This is a genomic window from Pseudomonas sp. GW821-FHT03A09, assembly GCF_059421065.1.
The window spans coordinates 65,954-84,898 of record NZ_JBWKUX010000018.1; the positions used below are offsets into that span (position 1 = coordinate 65,954).

The window sequence follows — 18,945 nt, forward strand, 5'->3', positions numbered from 1 at the left end:
TCAACAGTAAAGTCCAGAGACAGTCAATCGTCCCTTCGCCTGATCGGTGGGGTGACTTTATATACGGGCTGGCGGGCGGTTGATAGGTAGCCGCCTAAGTATTTTGTAGCGATATTGTTGCAAGGCTGTGAAGGAGTGTTTCCTCCTGGACTATACAAAGCAAAATGTGGGAGGGGGCTTGCTCCCGATAGCACAGTGTCAGTCACCCGATTCATTGGCTGACACACCGCTATCGGGGGCAAGCCCCCTCCCACATTGTTTTGCGATTTAGGTTAGATCGCCAGCGTCGGATAGTCGATGTAACCGACCGGGCCTTTGCCGTAGAAGGTTTCCGGGTTCGCTGAGTTCAGCGGCGCATCGGCCTTCAGGCGTGCCGGCAGATCCGGGTTGGCAATGAACGGTACGCCGAAGGCCACCGCATCAGCCTTGCCCGCCGCCAGCCAGGCATTGGCGCTGTCCTTGGTGAAACGTTCGTTGGCGATGTACGGGCCGCCGAAAGCTTTTTTCAACTGAGGGCCGAGGCTGTCGGCACCTTCTTTTTCGCGGGAGCAGATGAACGCGATACCCCGCTTGCCGAGTTCGCTGGCCACGTAGGTGAAGGTTTCCGCCAGGTTGTCATCGCCCATGTCGTGGGAGTCGGCGCGGGGTGCCAGGTGCACACCCACACGACCGGCGCCCCAGACTTCGATGGCGGCGTCGGTCACTTCCAGCAACAGGCGTGCACGGTTTTCCAGGGAACCGCCATAGTTGTCGGTACGCTGGTTGGTGCTGCTCTGCAGGAACTGGTCGAGCAGGTAGCCGTTGGCGCCGTGGATTTCCACACCGTCAAAGCCGGCGGCCTTGGCGTTCTCCGCACCTACACGGTAGGCGTCGACGATGTCGGCGATTTCTGCGGTTTCCAGGGCGCGTGGGGTTGGGTAGTCGGCCAGTGGGCGCACCAGGCTGACGTGGCCTTTAGGCTGGATCGCGCTGGGGGCCACTGGCGTTTCGCCGTTCAGGTAGGACTCATGGGAGATCCGGCCCACGTGCCACAGTTGCAGGAAGATCTTGCCGCCCGCGCCGTGAATTGCCTTGGTGACGTTGGCCCAGCCGCGCACTTGGTCGTTGGACCAGATGCCTGGGGTGTCCGGGTAGCCCACGCCCAGCGGCGTCACGGAGGTGGCTTCGCTGAGGATCAGCCCAGCGGAAGCACGCTGCACGTAGTACTCGGCCATCAGCGCGTTGGGGACACGACCGTCATCCGCACGGCAGCGGGTCAGCGGCGCCATGATGATGCGGTTGGACAGTTCCAGGTCGCCCAGTTTGATCGGATCGAAAATAGTCGTCATGGGAAAACACCTTCTCTATTAAGTTGATCAGTTGGTCGCAGGGGCCAGGTCGGCATCGCCGCTCTGACGGAAAGTAATCAGGGTCACCAGCAGGGCGAGCACCGCCAGGGCGCCAGCGGCTAGCGGTACGCTGGTCAGGCCGAAACCGTGGGCAATCACGCTGCCGCCTACCCAGGCGCCGAGGGCGTTGCCGATGTTGAAGGCGCCGATGTTCAGGGTGGACACCAGGTTCGGGGCGGCCTTGCCGAAGGTCACCACGTTGATTTGCAGCGCAGGGACGGCAGCGAACGAGGCGGTGGCCCACAGGAACAGGGTGATTTCAGTCGGGATCAACGCGACGCTGGTCCAGGTCAGCGCGGTGGAGACCACCGCCATGCTGATGAACACGCCGACCAGGGTGGCAGCCAGGCGTTTGTCCGCCAGCTTGCCGCCGATGATATTGCCCACCGTGAGACCCAGGCCGATCAACAACAACGTCCAGGTCACGCCTTTGGGCGACACGCCGGTGACATCGCCCAGCAGCGGCGCGACGTAGGTAAAGAGGGTGAACATGGACGCCGAAAACAGGGCGGTCATGCTCAGCGACAGCCAGATGCCCGCGCCCTGGAGGGCTTTGAGTTCGGCGCGCATGTCGAGTTTCTCTTCGTCACGCTTGGCGGGCAGGAAGCGGATCAGACCGATCAATGCGATCACGCCAATCACCGTCACCGCCCAGAAGGTCGAACGCCAGCCGGCTTCCTGACCCAGCGCAGTTCCCAATGGCACGCCCAGTACGTTGGCCAGGGTCAAACCGGTGAACATCAAGGCCACGGCCGACGCGCGTTTGTTGGCCGGCACCAGATTGGCCGCCACCACCGAACCGATACCGAAGAAGGCACCGTGGCACAGCGCGGTGACCACACGGGCAAACATCAGCACGTTGTAGTCGCTGGCCAGGGCGCAAAGCAGGTTGCCAATAATGAAGATGCCCATCAACGCTATCAGGGCGGCCTTGCGTGGCAGCTTGGCGGTGGCCAGTGCCATGAACGGTGCGCCGATGGCCACGCCCAGGGCGTAGCCGGTAACCAGCCAGCCGGCGCCTGGAATCGACACACCCAAGTCTGCTGCCACATCGGGCAGCAAGCCCATGATGACGAACTCGGTGGTGCCGATGGCGAAGGCGCTCAGGGCCAGTATGAGTAGCGAGAGAGGCATTTGCGTTTCCTTGTTACAGCGCTGCTTTATCGTCAGCGCTGAGTTCGGTGATAAGCGCAGTGAGGAAGGCTTGAATCGTTTCCTCATTGCGTCTGAAAAAGTGCCACTGCCCGGCCTTCTGACTGCTGATCAACCCGGCCCGCTGCAAGGTGGCCAAGTGGGCCGACACGGTCGACTGGGACAAGCCGCAGCGTTGGTCGATCTGCCCGGCGCAGATACCGTATTCGTGGTTGTGCAGTTGCTCGGGGAACTGCACCTGAGGGTCTTTCAGCCAGGTGAGGATGTCTCGTCGTACTGGGTGTGCCAGGGCTTTTATTATTTCGTCGAGGTCGATGGACATGGCGGTTGCTCGTTGCTTGCAGCGTTATATCGCGATGAGGCGAACTTTAAATCGGTATATCCCGATATACCAATATGATTTTGGTCTTAATACCGGTCAATTCGGTATATCGGGTTATAACGATACGTTGGTGGCAGTGGTAGACTGCGCGGCATGAATTATCTCGCACATCTGCACCTGGGCGGCCAACTTCCTGCACAACTGCTGGGCAGCTTGTATGGCGACTTCGTCAAAGGCCGCTTGCAGGGCCAGTTCAGCCCGCAAATTGAATCGGCTATTGCGCTGCACCGCTCAATCGACCGCTTCACCGACAGCCACCCGCTGGTAGGGGAGGCGTTGTCGCGTTTCAGCCTGACCCGCCGACGCTATGCCGGGATCGTCCTCGATGTGTTTTTCGACCATTGCCTGGCGCGGGATTGGTCGGTGTATGCCGACCAGCCACTGGAGCGCTTCACCGCGCAGGTGTACCGGGTGCTGGCGGCCGAGCCGCAATTGCCAGGGCGCCTGGCGCAGATCGCGCCCTATATGGCGGCGGATGACTGGTTGGGTTCATACCGCGAGTTCGCGGTGATGGAGCAGGTGCTGCGCGGGATCTCCCGGCGCCTGACACAGCCCGAGGAGTTGAGATTTGCAATGCAGGAGTTGCGTGAACTTTATGAGCCGTTGAGTGAAGACTTTCGAGTGTTCTATCCCGAATTGCAGGCCTTCGCACAAAACTCCCTGACCACAGTGGTCTAAATGTGGGAGCTGGCTTGCCTGCGATAACGGTCTGCCAGCTAATACATGTGTTGCTGCACCACCGCTATCGCAGGCAAGCCAGCTCCCACATTTTGAACTGTGTTCAGGCTGCGAATGCTGGTCGAGCAACTTCTTGCTCTGCTTCCGGCACCGGCCCAAACAACGCCTTCTGCACCGCTTGCTGCGCCTGGAACGCCAGCGCTGCACGTTCTTGCCCGGCACAGGCAATCGGCTTGAGCACATGAATCTCCACATCGCCCTGGTCATTGGCAAACAGGCGCATCAGGTGCGACAGCAAGTCATCATCGCCAATAAACGGTGCCAGGGGATCGACCTGGCCGTCGCGCAGATAACGGATCGCCACCGGTTGCAGCGACACCTCGGCATCGATCGCACTGGCCAGCAAGCGCCCGTGGAAGGTACGCAGGCTGCGCCCGTCGGTGGTGGTGCCTTCTGGGAACATCAGCAGCGGGTGCTGTTGCTCCAGATGGCGGGTCATCTGCTTGCGGATCAATTGGCTGTCACCCGAACCGCGGCGGATAAACAGGCTACCGGCCTTGGCCGCCAACCAACCGGCGACCGGCCAGGTGCGTACTTCGGCCTTGGACAGGAAGGACATCGGCGTAACCATGCCCAGCAACGGAATGTCGGTCCAGGACACGTGATTGCTTACCCACAGCATCGGGGTTTGCGGCAGTTCACCGTGAACCGTCACGCGAAAGGGCAGGGCATTGGTCAGTCGCGTCATGAAAAAACGCGACCAGCGCTGGCGCCGCACCATCGAGTTGGCGATGCCCAGACGCTCGAACACGCCAAACACACTGGCCATGCTCAAGCCCAGCGCCACCACCAGCAGCACCCGGGCAATACGCCCATAGACGCGCAGGCGGCTCATCACATCGCCGCCTTGAAGTGACGGGCGTAACGCGGGCACAACTCATCACGCTTGAGCAGGATAAACACGTCAGCCACTTGGAAATCTTCATCCCAGCACGGCTCGCCGCAGATCTTCGCCCCCAGGCGCATGTACGCCTTGAGCAATGGCGGCATCTCGGCGATGACGTTGGACGGCAGGTCCAGCGCCGGCAGAGGCTTTTTCGGCTCGGCACGCAGGTGTTCGTTGCACAGGTAGCGTTCGCGCAGGCGCTGCATGATCGCGTGGGCCTGGATGCCGCCGTCGTGCATCGGGATGCTCGCGCAGCCCATCAAGTAGCTGTAGCCGCCCTGGTTGAGCACTTCGGCCAACTCGCCCCACAACACCGCGATGGTGCCGCCGTTGCGGTAGGCCGGGTCAACGCAGGTGCGGCCGATTTCCAGGATCGGGCCCTGCAGGTGCAGCAGGCCATGCAGGCTGAATTCTTCTTCGCTGTAGAACCGGCCCAGAGTGCTGGCAGCCTGGTGGTCCAGCAAACGGGTAGTGGCTACCAATCGACCGCTGTTCAAATCCCGCACGCCGATGTGGCTGCAGTGAACATCATAATCATCCATGTCCAGGCCCAGTTCCGCACCTTTCAGCTTGGCGTTGAACTCGCCGCTGAACACGTTGAACCGCAGGGCCTGGGCTTCCTGCAACGCCTGTGCGCCAACCAGGCGTTCGGCTTGCAGACGGCGTTCATTGCCGGTGTCGCTGATGCGGGCGATCTGAGTCATGGCGAATCTCCGAGTGCCAGCCACTTTCGGCCGGTCGACTTGTTTGTCCAAAGTCAGGCTATGTAGCCCCGGTGTCATCTCCATGAAGTTACGGTGACGGTTGGATGACAGGCCTCTTGTCGTAAATCTGTCATCCGTCTCGGCTAGGCTCGCGGGCTTGAATGCCCCCCGTTGAGTCTGCGTTTATGGTCAGAGGCTTGCTGTGCGTCGCCCTGCTGTTTGTCACCGTTACTGCCCACGCCGAAACCTGGCCTGACAAGGAGTGGGCCAATGGCGCCGCGCTTTCCGGCCCTGCTGTCGATGCATTGAACGCCTACGCATTCCCTGCCCGCGATGACGTGACCCGTAAAGGCATCCGTACTGACGCACTGCTGGTGATTCGCGACGGCGAGATCATCTATGAACGCTACGGCGCGCCCACCACCGCTAACACGCCGCACCTGACTTGGTCGGTGAGCAAAAGCCTGATGGCCACGGTGCTTGGCGTGGCCTACGGCGAAAACCGCTTCAAGCTGACCGATCTCGCTGCGCGCTTTTACCCACCGATGAAACAACACCCCAAGGTGACTATCGCCGACCTGCTGCACTGGGCCTCGGGCCTTGACTGGCAGGAGGACTATGAATACGCCCCGCTGAAATCCTCGGTGGTGGCCATGCTCTACACCCGTGGCCGTGGCGATATGGCCGACTTTGCGGCAGACACCGAGGCTGTCAACGCACCGGGGCAGGCGTTCCGTTACTCCAGTGGTGATAGCAATATCCTGTCCGCCGCCCTCAAGGGCATGCTCGGTCACAAGGCTTATATGAGCTATCCGTGGGACGCGCTGTTCAAGCCACTGGGTATTCACAATGCCACCTGGGAAACCGACGCCGATGAAACCTTTGTCGCCTCGTCCTACGCCTACCTCACTGCCCGCGACCTGGCGCGGGTCGGCCTGCTGATGGCGCGGGATGGGCGCTGGGGTGATCAGCAGTTGCTGCCTAAAGAGTGGGTCGCCTTCAATCGCCAGCCGTTCGACAACTATAAAACTGGCCAAGATGAAGCGGTGCCGGGTGGGCATTGGTGGCTTAACAAAGGCGAACCGCGCCCCTGGCCCGATGCGCCCGCCGACACCTTCGCCGCCCTCGGCCACTGGGGCCAGGCGCTGTTCGTGATGCCCGACGAACATTTAGTGATCGTGCGCTACGGCGATGATCGCGACGGCAGCTATCGCCATAACGAACTGCTCAAGCGCGTGCTGGCGGCGGTGCAGCCATGATCCGCCGTCACCCGTTCATCAGCGTTTTCCTGCTGCTGTTGCTTGCCCTGTTGGGTTGGGTGTGGCATGAGCGCGTCAACCTGCAAGCGTTCCCCGACATCATCGCGGCGTATACGGCCAAGGAGTACTGCTCGTGCCGGTACGTGGAAAACAATCCGGCCGACTATTGCCTGGGGTATGTGAAGCAGTACGTGCCCACCAGTGCGCTCAGGGACAACCCGGAGCGCAGTGAAGTCACCGCCAGCGGCTTGGGGCGTACGCACACGGCGCGGTGGATGGGCGACCGCCAAGGCTGCCGCCTGATTCCCTGACCCACCCCACATCCCCTGTGGGAGCGGGCTTGCCCGCGATGAGGCTAGATCAGGCAATGCATGTGGTGACTGATCCACCGCCATCGCGGGCAAGCCCGCTCCCACAAGGTTTGGTGACCGACAGTAAAACGCTGAGGTTCCACAGAGTGGAACCACCTTTGATTGTCCTCGTGCCCACATCGCGGTTATCTGGCGGTGTGCAGCAAACAAGAACGGGAACACCCGCCTGTGAGGAGAATCACCATGCGCCCACACCAGCACATTCTGGATTGGCTCAGCGACGTTGCCGGCGACTTGCACGCCGTGCGCCACGACATCCACGCCCATCCCGAACTCGGTTTTGAAGAGAACCGCACCTCGGCCCTCGTCGCGCAATCCCTGAAAGACTGGGGCTTTGATGTGCACACCGGCATCGGCAAGACCGGCGTGGTCGGTGTGCTGCGTAACGGCAGCAGCTCACGCACCCTGGGCATTCGTGCCGACATGGACGCCTTGCCCATCATCGAAAATACCGGCGCGGCCTACACCAGCCAGCACGCCGGCTGCATGCACGCCTGCGGGCATGACGGCCACACCACCATGTTGCTCGGCGCCGCCCGTTACTTGGCGGCCACGCGGCAGTTCGACGGCACCTTGAACCTGATCTTCCAGCCCGCCGAAGAAGGTCAGGGTGGCGCCGAAGCCATGCTCGCCGACGGTCTGCTTGAACGCTTCCCCTGTGACGGCCTGTTCGGCATGCACAATATGCCGGGCTTGCCAGCGGGGCATTTGGGCTTAAAAGTCGGGCCGATGATGGCGTCCCAGGATTTGCTCACCGTGACCCTCGAGGGTGTTGGCGGCCATGGGTCGATGCCGCATTTGACGGTGGACCCACTGGTGGCGGCGGCGAGTATGGTCATGGCATTACAGACGGTGGTGGCGCGCAACATCGATACCCAGGAAGCCGCCGTGGTGACGGTCGGCGCCCTGCAAGCCGGTCAGGCCGCTAACGTGATTCCTCAGCAAGCGTTGCTGCGTTTGAGCCTGCGCGCACTCAACCCCAAGGTGCGCGAACAGATGCTGGAGCGGGTCAACGCCATCATCCAGACCCAGGCCGCCAGCTTCGGCTGCACCGTGCAGGTCGAACACCGCCCGGCCTACCCGGTACTGGTCAACCACCCCGAAGAAACCGAATTCGCCCGTCAGGTCGGTGTCGCCTTGCTCGGCGACGAGGCGGTGGATGGCAATACCCGCATGCTGATGGGCAGCGAAGACTTCGCCTGGATGCTGCAACGCTGCCCCGGTAGCTACCTGTTTATCGGCAACGGCGTTTCACGGCCGATGGTCCACAACCCCGCCTATGACTTCAACGACGACATCCTGCTGACCGGCGCCGCCTATTGGGGCGCGTTGGCTGAGAGCTGGCTCAAGCCCGCCTGACGACCGCACTTTTTCTGCCGCTGGACCCTTTCCCTTATCGGTTGAATGGAGTGTTCCTCATGCAGGCTTCACATACAGGCGTCTCCCGCACCCGCCAAGTGGTGGCGGCGGTGATCGGCAATGCGCTGGAATGGTATGACTTCATCGTCTACGGCTTTTTGGCGAGCATCATCGCCCGACAGTTTTTCCCATCCGAGGACGAATACGCCTCGCTGCTAATGGCTTTGGCCACTTTCGGCGTGGGCTTTTTCATGCGCCCAGTAGGCGGCATCCTGTTGGGAATCTATTCCGACCGCAAAGGACGCAAGGCCGCGATGCAGTTGATTATCCGGCTGATGACCGTGTCCATCGCGCTGATCGCCTTCGCGCCCAACTACGCGGCCATCGGCATGGGTGCGCCGTTGCTGATCGTGGTGGCGCGCATGCTCCAGGGCTTTGCCACCGGCGGTGAGTACGCCAGTGCCACCGCATTTCTGGTTGAAAGCGCACCGGCCCATCGCAAGGGTTTGTATGGCTCGTGGCAATTGGTGGGGCAATGCCTGGCGGTGTTTGGCGGCGCGGCGATGGTGGCGCTGGTCACGCACTTCTTTTCCCCTGAAACCCTCGACCTGTGGGGCTGGCGCCTGCCGTTTGTCCTGGGCTTGCTGATTGGTCCGGTGGGGCTGTGGATTCGTCGGCACATGGAAGACCCGGAAGAGTTCATCGAAGCACGCAAGCAGGCCACTGGCCCGGCGCCGAGCCTGATGCAGGTGATCCGCGAGCATCGGCGCAGCATCCTGGTGTCCATGGGCCTGGCTTGCGGTGCGACGGTGTCGTTCTACGTGGTGCTGGTGAACATGCCGACCTTCGCCCACAAGAACCTCGGCCTGCCGTTGGACCAGGTGCTGATGGTGCAGATGTTTGCCGTGGCGCTGATGACCGTGGTGATTCCGTTGTCGGGCTTGCTCTCGGACCGTCTGGGACGCAGGCCGGTGTTGATGGCGTTCACCCTGGCGTTCTTCGTGATGGTCTACCCGTTGTATGTGTGGGTGGCCGCCGCGCCGTCCATCGAGCGTTTGCTGGTGATGCAGGTGATGCTATGCACCGCCATCGGCGGTTTTTTTGGCCCGGCACCGACGGCGTTGGCCGAGCAGTTTCCAATTGAGGTGCGTTCGACCGGTGTGTCGGTGGCCTATAACGTGGCGGTCATGGTGTTCGGCGGGTTTGCCCCGCTGATCGTCACATGGCTGAGCAAGGTGCTTGGTACGCCGGTCGCGCCATCTTTCTATGTACTGTTCGCTTGCGTGCTGACGCTGCTGGGCACTTACTGCATGCATGAGGCGCCGCGTGCCAAAAAGCCGCTGCCGTTTTCGAGTGAGGTGAAGCCTTGAGTATTGTTGATTGGGATGCCACTGAACTGTCGCGGGCGATCCACGCACGGCAGGTATCGTGCGAAGAAGTGATGCGGGCGTATCTGGCACAGATCCAGCGCTTTAACCCAGGTGTGAATGCACTGGTGTCGTTGCGTGATGCCGATGAGGTACTGGCCGAAGCGCGGGCCTGTGATCGTGAGCTGGACCAGGGCCGTTCCCGTGGCTGGATGCACGGCATGCCCCAGGCGATCAAGGACTTGGCGGCCACCCAGGGTTTGCGTACCACCCTCGGTTCACCGTTGTTTGCCGAGCATGTGCCGACAGAAGACGCCATCAGCGTGGCGCGGGTGCGGGCCAGCGGTGCGATCATTATCGGCAAGAGCAATGTGCCGGAGTTTGGCCTGGGCTCACAGACCTACAACACGCTGTTCGGCACCACCGGCAACGCGTATGACCCAAGCCGTGTCGCGGGTGGTAGCAGCGGCGGTGCGGCGGTGGCCCTGGCGTTGCGCATGCTGCCGGTGGCCGATGGCAGCGACATGATGGGCTCGCTGCGCAACCCGGCCGCGTTCAACAACGTATTTGGCTTGCGCCCGTCCCAGGGGCGGGTGCCCCACGGGCCGATGCCGGAACTGTTCGTGCAGCAACTGGGCACCGAAGGCCCGATGGGCCGTAGCGTGACCGATGTGGCGCAGTTGTTGAGCATCCAGGCCGGTTACGATCCACGGGTACCGTTGTCTTCCAAGGACGATCCAACGATCCTGGGCCAACCTTTGCAACGTGATTTCAAGGGCACGCGCCTGGGCTGGCTCGGTGACTATAACGGTTACCTGCCGATGGAAGATGGCGTGCTGAGCCTGTGTGAATCAGCCCTCGGCGATTTCGTTACGCTGGGTTGCGACGTTGAACCTTGCCAGCCGGATTTCTCCCTGGCACGCCTGTGGCGCAGTTGGCTGGTGCACCGCCACTGGCTGGTGCAGGGCAACCTGGGCGCGGCCTATGCGAATCCGAAAAAACGCGCACTGCTCAAGCCCGAAGCCCAATGGGAAGTGGAGGGCGGCCTGGGCTTGAGTGCCCAGCAGGTGTATCAGGCGTCGGTAGACCGCAGCGAGTGGTATCGCGCCTTGGCCAAGTTGTTCGAACGTTACGATTTCCTGCTGTTGCCCACTGCCCAAGTGTTCCCTTTCGATGCACAACAACCCTGGCCGCGCCAGGTGGCGGGGCGTGAAATGGACACCTATCACCGTTGGATGGAAGTGGTGATCGGCCCCACTTTGGCCGGCCTGCCGAGCATGAGCATCCCGCTGGGCTTCAACCCACAGGGTTTGCCCATGGGCCTGCAGATCATCGGCCCGGCTCAGGCCGACCGCGCGGTGCTGCAACTGGCGTATGCCCATGAACAACTGACGCAATGGGTGCAGAGGCGGCCGCCTGCTTGTCTTGAATTGACCGGTTGACGCGGGACGGGCCTGTATCTTGCTGTGAACAATGATCATCCATCGGCAACCGGGAGATCGAACATGGAGACAGGCACCGTACGCTCGGTTGAGCGCGCACTGGCAATCGTCGAATTACTCGGTGAACACCAGGCCCTGGGGCTGGAAGAGTTGCACTACCTCACTCGCTTGCCCAAGGCCACCGTGTCGCGCATGTTGCTGACCTTGCAGGAGCAGGGCTGGGTCTATCGTGGCCTGAGCGATCGACGTTATCGCTTGCGCGCCCAGCGCTTGTTCGGTGATACCCAGCAACGTTTCAAGCGCCAGGTGGTGGAAAGCGCCGCACCCTGGCTGCTGGAGTTGAGCGAGCGCACCGGTTTGGTGGTGGACCTTTCCTGTTTTGACGGCGAGCGCCTGGAGGTCATGGAAAGTGCGATTCCAGGTGTGTTGCGCAAGCTGTACCCGAACAACTGCCAGATCGTCGGCCAGCATGCCAGCCTGTTTCATTCGGCCATGGGCAAGGCGTGCCTCACGCAATTGCCCTTTGATGAAGTGCAGCGCCTGGCAGGCCGAGACCAGGTGGCGGCAGACGAGCAATACCATGTCTGCGAGCAGACCCAGCACCAGGGCTTCGGCCAACGCACCGAAGGTTACTGGGAGTACCCGGTGCGTTTGCCGTTCCTGATTCGTGCGGTGGCGCTGCCGGTGCGTGCCAATGGCCGTCTGGTGGGCAGCATGGCGTTGCATTGGCCGATGCATCAGGCGCCGGTGGAGCGAGTGCTGAACTTACACATGGCCAGCCTTCAGGAGACCGTGCACGAAGTGCAGCGGGCGTTGGCCTGAGGTTGCCACCGATCCAATGTGGGAGGGGGCTTGCCCCCGATGAGGGCGTGCCAGATTCATAAATCTATGACTGACACATCGCCATCGGGGCAAGCCCTCTCCCACACAAGCCGCGTCCCATATTGGGTTTGCGTCGTTTGTGACATTGCGCTTAAGGTTCGTGCAGGTTTTTCGTCCCATGAGTCTTCAATGTCAATCAAACCCCTGGCCTTCGCCTTGCTGACCGCCGCCTCTGTGCCTGCTTATGCCGATTGGTATCTGGATAACGAATCCTCGCGACTTTCGTTCGTCACGACCAAAAACACCGAAATCGCCGAAGTGCATCGCTTCCTGGTGTTGCATGGCAAGGTCGATGGCAACGGCGCGGCGCAGTTGGAGGTCGAACTGGAGTCGATCAACAGTGGCATCCCCTTACGCGATGAGCGCATGCGCAACGACCTGTTTGAGATCAAGACCTTCCCTGACGCCCAGATCAACGCGCAGATAAACCTGCAACCGATCAACGATCTGGCCCCCGGCGCGCAGTTGGAGTTGCGTCTGCCGTTGGCGGTCACGCTGCATGGCAAGACCCAGACCTACAGTGCCGAGCTGCTGGCCACGCGGCTGGACGATCGTCGTTTCCAAGTGGTGACCCTGGAGCCCGTGGTGGTGCATGCCGAGGATTTCGAGCTGATGCCTGGTGTGGCGGTCTTGCGTAAGGCGGCGGGGCTCAGCTCGATCAGTTTGTCGGTGCCGGTGGGTGCGGTACTGATCTTTTCGGCGCGCTGACATGGGCGGCGCGGTGTTTCCCTGGCGCAGCGCCAACCGTTTCGAGTTGCTGATCGACGGGCCGACTTTCTTCCCGCAGATGTTGGTGGGCATTGCCCGTGCCGAACGGCAGGTGGACCTCGAACTCTATCTGGTGGAAGCCGGCGCGTGCGCCGACGCCATGGTGCAGGCACTGGTACTGGCCGCCGAACGTGGGGTGCGGGTGCGCTGCTTGTTCGATGATTACGGCAGCCTGGCGTTCACCCTTGGGCTGCGTAAGCGCTTGATCGACGCTGGTGTCGAGTTGCGTTTCTACAATCGCCTCAACTGGCGCCGCTGGATGCGCAACCTGTACCGCGACCATCGCAAACTATTGCTGATCGACCAGCACAGCGCTTTTGTCGGCGGCACGGGTGTCACGGATGAATTCTGGACACCGGGCAACGACAGCGCCGACTGGCATGAAGTGATGGTGCACATCAACGGCCCGTTGGTGCAGGACTGGCAAGCGCTGTTCGACCGCCAATGGCATGCCAATGCGGCGCGTCGAGAGTGGAAACCCGCCAGCCATTTCGGGCTGCCGCGCTTACCCAAAGTGCCGGCGACGGGCCCTGGTCTTGGCCGGGTGGCGTATGCCGATGCCCGTCAGCATCGCGACATTTTGCAATCACTGATCCGTGCCTTGAACAGCAGCCAGCACCGCATCTGGCTGGCTACACCGTACTTTTTGCCGACCTGGAGCGTGCGCCGTGCCCTGCGTCGAGCTGCGGCGCGGGGGGTGGAGGTACGCTTGCTACTCACCGGCCCGCGGACCGATCACCCCTCCGTGCGCTACGCCGGGCACCGCTATTACCCACGCTTGCTGCGCTCGGGCGTGCAGATATTTGAATACCAGCCGTGTTTCCTGCACCTGAAAATGGTGTTGGTGGATGACTGGGTGAGCGTCGGTTCATGCAATTTCGATCACTGGAATCTGCGTTTCAACCTGGATGCCAATCTGGAAGCGTTGGACCCTGAGTTGACGCAAGCGGTGGCGGGCAGTTTCGAACGGGATTTTGCCCAGAGCCTGGCGGTGAGCCTGGAGGCGTGGAAGGCGCGGCCGTTATGGCGGCGGGTGAAGCAGCGTGTGTGGGGGTGGATTGATCGGTTGGTGGTCAACCTGCTGGATAGACGCGGCTAACCTAAAAACTGAGACCAACTGTGGGAGCTGGCTTGCCTGCGAAGCGGTGGACCATTCACCACCGCTATCGCAGGCAAGCCAGCTCCCACATTGACCGTATTTACAGCTTTACATCAGAGCAGTTCAAAGCTCTGCTGCTGCACATCCTGGGAGTCCAGCCCGATCTGCACATTGAACTGGCCCGGTTCAGCCGCGAACTTGAGCTGGGTGTTGTAGAACTTCAAGTCTTCCTCGGTGATGGTGAAGTGCAAGGTGCGTTCTTCTCCCGCCTTGAGCATGACCTTCTGGAAGTTCTTCAGCTCCTTGATCGGTCGGATCATCGAACCGGCCACGTCCTGGATATACAACTGCACCACGGTTTCGCCATCTACCTTGCCGGTGTTTTTAACCGTGACGCTGGCGTCGAGCTTGCCGGTCTTGTTCAGGGTAGTGGATGACAACGCCATGTCCGACAGGCTGAACGTGGTGTAGCTCAAGCCGTAGCCGAACGGAAACAGCGGCCCGGTGATGTCATCGAAGTACTGCGAGGTGTAGTTGCCTGGCTTGCCCGGAGTGAACGGCCGGCCTATGGTCAGGTGGTTGTAGTAGGTCGGAATCTGCCCCACCGAACGCGGGAAGGTGATCGGCAGCTTGCCCGATGGGTTGTAGTCACCGAACAGCACGTCGGCGATGGCATTGCCGCCTTCGGTGCCGGCGAACCAGGTTTCCAGGATCGCGTCGGCCTGTTGGTTCTCATCGAGAATCGACAGCGGACGGCCGTTCATCAGTACTAATACCAACGGCTTGCCGGTGGCCTTGAGCGCCTTGATCAGGTCGCGCTGGCTTTGTGGGATGTTCAGGTCGGTGCGGCTCGACGATTCGTGGGACATGCCACGGGACTCACCCACCGCCGCGACGATCACGTCGGCGTTCTTCGCGGCTTTCACTGCTTCGTCGATCAGCACTTGGGCAGGACGCGGGTCATCCACTATTTCTGGAGCATCGAAGTTGAGGAAGTTGAGGTAGTCGAGCACCGCCTTGTCATTGGTGATGTTGGCGCCACGGGCATAGATCACCTTGCCTTTTTCGCCGATGACCGAGCTCATGCCATCCAGCAGGGTCACCGATTGTGCCGGTTTACCCGCAGCGGCCCAACTGCCCATCATGTCGATGGGTGCCTTGGCCAGCGGGCCGACGAGGGCAATGGTCGCGGACTTTTTCAGCGGCAGCGTTTCATTCTGGTTCTTCAGCAGTACCAGGCTGCGGCGCGCAATATCGCGGGCTTCGGGGCGGTGCAGGCGGCTCTCGGCGTAGGTGTCGGCCGGGTCATCCTCGGCCTTGCCGATGCGCAGGTACGGGTCTTTGAACAGGCCCATGTCGTACTTGGCGCCGAGTACTTCACGCACAGCGTTGTCGATGTCGCTTTGCTCGATCTCGCCGGACTTGAGCAACCCCGGCAATTCCTTGTCGTACAGCGAGTCGTTCATGCTCATGTCGATGCCGGCCTTGATCGCGAGCTTGGCGGCTTCACGCCCGTCCTTGGCCACGCCGTGCTTGATCAGCTCGAAGATCGCACCGTGGTCGCTGACGGCCAGGCCCTTGAAGCCCCAGTCCTTGCGCAGCAGGTCGTTCATCAGCCAGGTGTTGGCGGTGGCGGGCACGCCGTTGATGGAGTTCAGCGCCACCATCACGCCACCGGCACCGGCCTTGATCGCCGCGTGGTACGGCGGCAGGTAGTCCTGGTACATCTTGACCGGGCTCATGTCGACCACGTTGTAGTCGCGACCGCCTTCCACCGCGCCATACAGGGCGAAGTGCTTGACGCTGGCCATGATGCTGTCTGCATTCGCGGGGCTCACGCCCTGGAACGCCTTGACCATCACTTCGGCGATGCGTGAAACGAGGTAGGTGTCTTCACCGAAACCTTCAGAGGTACGGCCCCAGCGCGGGTCTCGGGAAATATCGACCATCGGCGCAAAGGTGATGTCGAGGCTGTCGGCGGCGGCTTCCTGGGCGGCGATGCGTCCGGAGCGGCCGATGGCGTCCATGTCCCAGCTGGAGGCCAGGGCCAGGCTGATCGGGAAAATGGTCCGGTGGCCGTGGATCACGTCATAGGCGAAGAACATCGGGATCTTCAACCGGCTGCGCATGGCCGCGTCCTGCATCGGACGGTTTTCCGGGCGGGTGATGGAGTTGAAAGTGCCACCGATGCGGCCGGCGGCGATTTCCTTGCGGATCAGCTCGCGTGGCATTTCCGGGCCGATGCTGATCAGGCGCAATTGGCCGATCTTTTCATCGAGGGTCATCTGCTTGAGCAGGTCGCTGACGAAGGCGTCCTTGTCTTTAAGCGCAGCAGGCTTTGTTTCTGCCCAGACGGGGTGAGTGGCCAGCGTGGCAACAAGGCCGAGCAAACACAGCTTTTTCATGACTATCCTTTTTCGGCTTACTGCACGGCGCAAATGCACCGTTCTGCCAAAATGTGGGGAACTTATGTTGTTGTTCGAGTGTTATTGCGCAAAATGCACCACACTTCTGAACTCTTATTCGCGCTGGGCATCTTTTAGCTGATTGACTTGATGCAATCCAGTAGTGGCCGCGGATTATGCCTCAAGCGCGTGATCGATAGGGTCAGCTGTCAAATTCCATCCCGTTTCGCCAGGAGAAACACCATGCAAGCAGCACACACCTACCGTTGGGGCTTCAAGGCCGCGGCTCTGCTATTGATCAGCACTGTGCTGAGCGGTTGCGGCATCAACACCATTCCTACCCTGGATGAGCAGGCCAAGGCGGCCTGGGGCCAGGTGCAGAACCAGTACCAGCGCCGTGCCGACCTGATCCCCAACCTGGTGGAAGTGGTCAAGGGCTATGCCGCCCATGAGCAGGACACCCTCACTGCCGTGATCGAAGCGCGGGCCAAGGCCACCTCTATCCAGGTGGATGCCAGCACCCTCGACAACCCGGAAAAACTCAAGCAGTTCCAGCAAGCCCAGGATGGCTTGAGCGGTGCCCTCAGCCGCCTGATGGTGGTGTCCGAGCGCTACCCGGACCTGAAGGCCAACCAGAACTTCCTGGCCTTGCAATCCCAGCTTGAAGGCACTGAAAACCGTATCGCCGTGGCCCGCCGCGACTTCATCCAGGCGGTGCAGGCGTACAACACCGAGATCCGTACCTTCCCGGGTCGCCTGTGGCACAGCATCATGTACAGCGATCTGCCGATCCGCGCCACGTTCGAAGCCACCAGCGCCGATGCCGATAAAGCTCCCCAAGTGAAGTTCAAATAAGGCTTCCCTGAGGTGTCGATGCGTTTATTACGGATAGGCTTGGCACTGTGGTTGTTGGCCTGCGTGGGCGTGGCCCAGGCGGCGCTGACGTTCCCGGCCTTGACCGGTCGGGTGGTGGACAACGCGCAGATGATCGACCCGGCCACGCGCCAGCAGCTTACGCAACAGCTGCAGGCACTGGAGCAAACCACGGGCGACCAGATCGTGGTGGTCACCGTGCCCGACTTGCAGGGCGTGCCCATTGAAGACTTCGGTTATCAATTGGGACGCCAGTGGGGCATTGGCCAGAAGGGCAAGGATAACGGCGCGCTGTTGATCATCGCCCGGGATGAGCGCCAATTGCGCATCGAAGTCGGTTATGGCCTGGAAGGCGTGCTGACGGATGCGCAGTCGTGGGTGATCATCAACCAGGTGATCGCGCCCAAGTTCAAGGCCGGCAACTTCAGCCAGGGCATCAGTGATGGTGTGGCGGCGATGTTGCAGGTGGTGGGCGGCGAGCCGCTGGCGGTACCGGCCCATGTGGCTGATGCCAACTTTGCCAAGGATAATCCCGGGTTCTCCATCGGCTTGTTCATCCTGCTGATCGGCGTGTTGTGGTTATGCAATCGCCTCGGCCTGCCGGTGGGCGCTATCCTGCTGGCGATTCTCAGCAGCAGCGGACGCGGCGGTGGTGGTGGCGGGGGAGGCGGCGGTTTCCGTGGCGGCGGCGGTGGTTTCGGCGGTGGCGGGGCTTCAGGTGGCTGGTAATGACAATAACGAAAAAGAGCATCTACAACCATGGCATTACTGACTGAACACGAGCAGCGCCAGGTCGCCGAGGCCATCGCCCGCGTCGAGAAAAACACCGACGCGGAACTGGTGACCGTGCTGGCCGCCCGCGCCGACGATTACGCTTACATCCCGCTGTTGTGGGCCAGCCTGATCGCGTTGGTGGTGCCGGGCGTGGTGCATTACTTGTCCGGTTACCTGACCATGTACACCTTGCTGCTGGCACAGTGGGCGACGTTTATCGTGTTGTGTCTGGTGTTTCGCTTGCCCAAGGTCACCACGCGGTTGATCCCCCGTTCGGTGCGCCACTGGCGGGCCTCCAACCTGGCACGCCGGCAGTTCCTGGAGCAGAACCTGCACCACACGCTGGGCAGCACCGGGGTGCTGATCTTTGTCAGCGAGGCGGAGCGGTATGTGGAGATCCTAGTGGACGATGGCATTTCCAAACGCCTGGATGACAGCAGCTGGGATGGGATCGTCAAGACGTTCACCCAGCAGGTGAAACAGGGGCAGACGCTGGTCGGGTTTATCACCTGCATTGAAGCCTGTGGTGAGTTGCTGAAGGTGCATGTGCCGTTGACGCAAACCCGCAACGAGCTACCGAACCGCCTGATCGTACTCAAATAGCCCAGACACCATTGATCTGAATGTGGGAGGGGGCTTGCCCCGGTACAAACCGGGGACATCGTTTACATTTCTCACCGGGGACATGGTTTACAGGTTAATACGCATGATCAGGAGGTAACTGATCATGCCCTGGAACCAAGAGTCCCCCATGAACCAACGAATCAAGCTGGTTGCTGACTGGCTTTCGGGTAACTTCACGAAAAGCCAATTGGCCCGCCGCTTCGGTGTCAGTCGACCGACCGTAGACAAATGGATCTCTCGGCATAACGGCGATTTGAAGTCGTTAGCCGAGGTTTCTCGGCGACCTCATAACAGCCCAAACAAGACCGACGATGAGATCTTGGCTCGAATAGCTGCGATGAAAGAAGCCCACGATAAATGGGGGCCAAAGAAGCTCATTGAGCTATTGCGAATTGAGGATCCCTCTATCGATTGGCCGTCTCCCAGTACAGCCGGCCAATGGCTTGACCGGCTTGGGCTGGTCAATAAGCGG

At 61.1% G+C, this 18,945-nt stretch carries 19 protein-coding genes; 13 read left to right on the forward strand and 6 right to left on the reverse strand.

Annotated elements, in window-relative coordinates; translation table 11 throughout:
• Positions 1-272 precede the first annotated feature (272 nt).
• The 3 genes from AC07V4_RS25235 to AC07V4_RS25245 are packed head-to-tail and all read right to left on the reverse strand — an operon-like array spanning position 273 to position 2,862.
• Positions 273-1,328, reverse strand: a complete 1,056-nt coding sequence (locus AC07V4_RS25235) for an alkene reductase (RefSeq protein WP_492638550.1) — start codon at positions 1,326-1,328, stop codon at positions 273-275.
• Positions 1,329-1,355: 27 nt separating this feature from the next.
• Complete coding sequence (locus tag AC07V4_RS25240; protein WP_492638551.1) at positions 1,356-2,522, reverse strand: MFS transporter; 1,167 nt, start codon at positions 2,520-2,522, stop codon at positions 1,356-1,358.
• 13 nt (positions 2,523-2,535) lie between these two features.
• Positions 2,536-2,862, reverse strand: coding sequence for an ArsR/SmtB family transcription factor (locus tag AC07V4_RS25245; protein WP_431753631.1), 327 nt, complete (start codon positions 2,860-2,862; stop codon positions 2,536-2,538).
• Between the two features lie 153 nt (positions 2,863-3,015).
• On the opposite strand from AC07V4_RS25245, the gene AC07V4_RS25250 reads away from it, so the two are divergent.
• Positions 3,016-3,600, forward strand: a complete 585-nt coding sequence (locus AC07V4_RS25250) for an acyl carrier protein phosphodiesterase (protein ID WP_492638552.1) — start codon at positions 3,016-3,018, stop codon at positions 3,598-3,600.
• A gap of 103 nt (positions 3,601-3,703) precedes the next feature.
• Here the strand turns inward: AC07V4_RS25250 and AC07V4_RS25255 are convergent, their stop codons facing one another.
• Complete coding sequence (locus AC07V4_RS25255) at positions 3,704-4,495, reverse strand: lysophospholipid acyltransferase family protein (protein ID WP_492638553.1); 792 nt, start codon at positions 4,493-4,495, stop codon at positions 3,704-3,706.
• Positions 4,495-5,250, reverse strand: coding sequence for an L-ornithine N(alpha)-acyltransferase (gene olsB, locus AC07V4_RS25260; protein ID WP_003172415.1), 756 nt, complete (start codon positions 5,248-5,250; stop codon positions 4,495-4,497). The genes AC07V4_RS25255 and olsB overlap by 1 nt, the downstream gene beginning before the upstream one ends.
• Before the next feature lie 185 nt (positions 5,251-5,435).
• On the opposite strand from olsB, the gene AC07V4_RS25265 reads away from it, so the two are divergent.
• From AC07V4_RS25265 to AC07V4_RS25300, 8 genes are all read left to right on the forward strand, one after another.
• Complete coding sequence (locus tag AC07V4_RS25265; RefSeq protein WP_492638554.1) at positions 5,436-6,509, forward strand: serine hydrolase domain-containing protein; 1,074 nt, start codon at positions 5,436-5,438, stop codon at positions 6,507-6,509.
• Positions 6,506-6,820 carry an amidase gene (locus AC07V4_RS25270; RefSeq protein ID WP_492638555.1) on the forward strand — a complete coding sequence of 105 codons (315 nt, stop codon included), beginning with the start codon at positions 6,506-6,508 and terminating at the stop codon, positions 6,818-6,820. Before AC07V4_RS25265 ends, AC07V4_RS25270 begins: the two co-directional genes overlap by 4 nt.
• A 243-nt stretch (positions 6,821-7,063) precedes the next feature.
• The gene (locus tag AC07V4_RS25275) at positions 7,064-8,239 is read left to right on the forward strand and encodes a M20 aminoacylase family protein (protein ID WP_492638556.1); all 1,176 of its coding nucleotides are present in this window, start codon (positions 7,064-7,066) and stop codon (positions 8,237-8,239) included.
• A gap of 59 nt (positions 8,240-8,298) precedes the next feature.
• Positions 8,299-9,609, forward strand: coding sequence for a citrate-proton symporter (locus AC07V4_RS25280; protein ID WP_492638557.1), 1,311 nt, complete (start codon positions 8,299-8,301; stop codon positions 9,607-9,609).
• Positions 9,606-11,048, forward strand: a complete 1,443-nt coding sequence (locus tag AC07V4_RS25285) for an amidase (RefSeq protein ID WP_492638558.1) — start codon at positions 9,606-9,608, stop codon at positions 11,046-11,048. The genes AC07V4_RS25280 and AC07V4_RS25285 overlap by 4 nt, the downstream gene beginning before the upstream one ends.
• A gap of 63 nt (positions 11,049-11,111) precedes the next feature.
• Positions 11,112-11,870, forward strand: coding sequence for an IclR family transcriptional regulator (locus AC07V4_RS25290; RefSeq protein ID WP_431750895.1), 759 nt, complete (start codon positions 11,112-11,114; stop codon positions 11,868-11,870).
• A 189-nt stretch (positions 11,871-12,059) separates the two neighbouring features.
• On the forward strand, positions 12,060-12,638 hold the full coding sequence (locus tag AC07V4_RS25295) for a YceI family protein (RefSeq protein WP_492638559.1): 579 nt from the start codon (positions 12,060-12,062) through the stop codon (positions 12,636-12,638).
• A 1-nt stretch (position 12,639) separates the two neighbouring features.
• On the forward strand, positions 12,640-13,797 hold the full coding sequence (locus AC07V4_RS25300; protein ID WP_492638560.1) for a phospholipase D-like domain-containing protein: 1,158 nt from the start codon (positions 12,640-12,642) through the stop codon (positions 13,795-13,797).
• Between the two features lie 113 nt (positions 13,798-13,910).
• Here AC07V4_RS25300 and bglX read toward each other — a convergent pair whose 3' ends face one another.
• Complete coding sequence (gene bglX / locus AC07V4_RS25305) at positions 13,911-16,202, reverse strand: beta-glucosidase BglX (RefSeq protein WP_492638561.1); 2,292 nt, start codon at positions 16,200-16,202, stop codon at positions 13,911-13,913.
• A gap of 243 nt (positions 16,203-16,445) precedes the next feature.
• Here bglX and AC07V4_RS25310 point away from each other — a divergent pair, with 243 nt between their 5' ends.
• The 4 genes from AC07V4_RS25310 to AC07V4_RS25325 all read left to right on the forward strand — a co-directional run.
• Positions 16,446-17,057, forward strand: coding sequence for a LemA family protein (locus AC07V4_RS25310; protein WP_431752145.1), 612 nt, complete (start codon positions 16,446-16,448; stop codon positions 17,055-17,057).
• A gap of 18 nt (positions 17,058-17,075) precedes the next feature.
• A complete protein-coding gene (locus AC07V4_RS25315) occupies positions 17,076-17,804 on the forward strand; it encodes a TPM domain-containing protein (RefSeq protein ID WP_492638562.1) in 729 nt (242 codons plus the stop codon).
• A gap of 30 nt (positions 17,805-17,834) precedes the next feature.
• Positions 17,835-18,452 carry a TPM domain-containing protein gene (locus AC07V4_RS25320; RefSeq protein ID WP_492638563.1) on the forward strand — a complete coding sequence of 206 codons (618 nt, stop codon included), beginning with the start codon at positions 17,835-17,837 and terminating at the stop codon, positions 18,450-18,452.
• 124 nt (positions 18,453-18,576) lie between these two features.
• Positions 18,577-18,945 (forward strand): helix-turn-helix domain-containing protein (locus tag AC07V4_RS25325; RefSeq protein WP_492638564.1); only part of this gene is annotated, 369 nt, incomplete at its 3' end.

What these genes read in the sequence shown, in the direction of transcription:
- AC07V4_RS25300 (WP_492638560.1), top strand. Translation starts at nt 12,640, where the DNA reads ATGGGCGGCGCGGTGTTTCCCTGGCGCAGCGCCAACCGTTTCGAGTTG.
- AC07V4_RS25250 (WP_492638552.1), top strand. Translation starts at nt 3,016, where the DNA reads ATGAATTATCTCGCACATCTGCACCTGGGCGGCCAACTTCCTGCACAA.
- AC07V4_RS25310 (WP_431752145.1), top strand. Translation starts at nt 16,446, where the DNA reads ATGCAAGCAGCACACACCTACCGTTGGGGCTTCAAGGCCGCGGCTCTG.
- AC07V4_RS25270 (WP_492638555.1), top strand. Translation starts at nt 6,506, where the DNA reads ATGATCCGCCGTCACCCGTTCATCAGCGTTTTCCTGCTGCTGTTGCTT.
- AC07V4_RS25255 (WP_492638553.1), bottom strand. Translation starts at nt 4,495, where the DNA reads ATGAGCCGCCTGCGCGTCTATGGGCGTATTGCCCGGGTGCTGCTGGTG.
- AC07V4_RS25280 (WP_492638557.1), top strand. Translation starts at nt 8,299, where the DNA reads ATGCAGGCTTCACATACAGGCGTCTCCCGCACCCGCCAAGTGGTGGCG.
- AC07V4_RS25245 (WP_431753631.1), bottom strand. Translation starts at nt 2,862, where the DNA reads ATGTCCATCGACCTCGACGAAATAATAAAAGCCCTGGCACACCCAGTA.
- AC07V4_RS25320 (WP_492638563.1), top strand. Translation starts at nt 17,835, where the DNA reads ATGGCATTACTGACTGAACACGAGCAGCGCCAGGTCGCCGAGGCCATC.
- AC07V4_RS25315 (WP_492638562.1), top strand. Translation starts at nt 17,076, where the DNA reads ATGCGTTTATTACGGATAGGCTTGGCACTGTGGTTGTTGGCCTGCGTG.
- AC07V4_RS25265 (WP_492638554.1), top strand. Translation starts at nt 5,436, where the DNA reads ATGGTCAGAGGCTTGCTGTGCGTCGCCCTGCTGTTTGTCACCGTTACT.
- AC07V4_RS25240 (WP_492638551.1), bottom strand. Translation starts at nt 2,522, where the DNA reads ATGCCTCTCTCGCTACTCATACTGGCCCTGAGCGCCTTCGCCATCGGC.
- olsB (WP_003172415.1), bottom strand. Translation starts at nt 5,250, where the DNA reads ATGACTCAGATCGCCCGCATCAGCGACACCGGCAATGAACGCCGTCTG.
- AC07V4_RS25235 (WP_492638550.1), bottom strand. Translation starts at nt 1,328, where the DNA reads ATGACGACTATTTTCGATCCGATCAAACTGGGCGACCTGGAACTGTCC.
- AC07V4_RS25290 (WP_431750895.1), top strand. Translation starts at nt 11,112, where the DNA reads ATGGAGACAGGCACCGTACGCTCGGTTGAGCGCGCACTGGCAATCGTC.
- AC07V4_RS25275 (WP_492638556.1), top strand. Translation starts at nt 7,064, where the DNA reads ATGCGCCCACACCAGCACATTCTGGATTGGCTCAGCGACGTTGCCGGC.
- AC07V4_RS25295 (WP_492638559.1), top strand. Translation starts at nt 12,060, where the DNA reads ATGTCAATCAAACCCCTGGCCTTCGCCTTGCTGACCGCCGCCTCTGTG.
- bglX (WP_492638561.1), bottom strand. Translation starts at nt 16,202, where the DNA reads ATGAAAAAGCTGTGTTTGCTCGGCCTTGTTGCCACGCTGGCCACTCAC.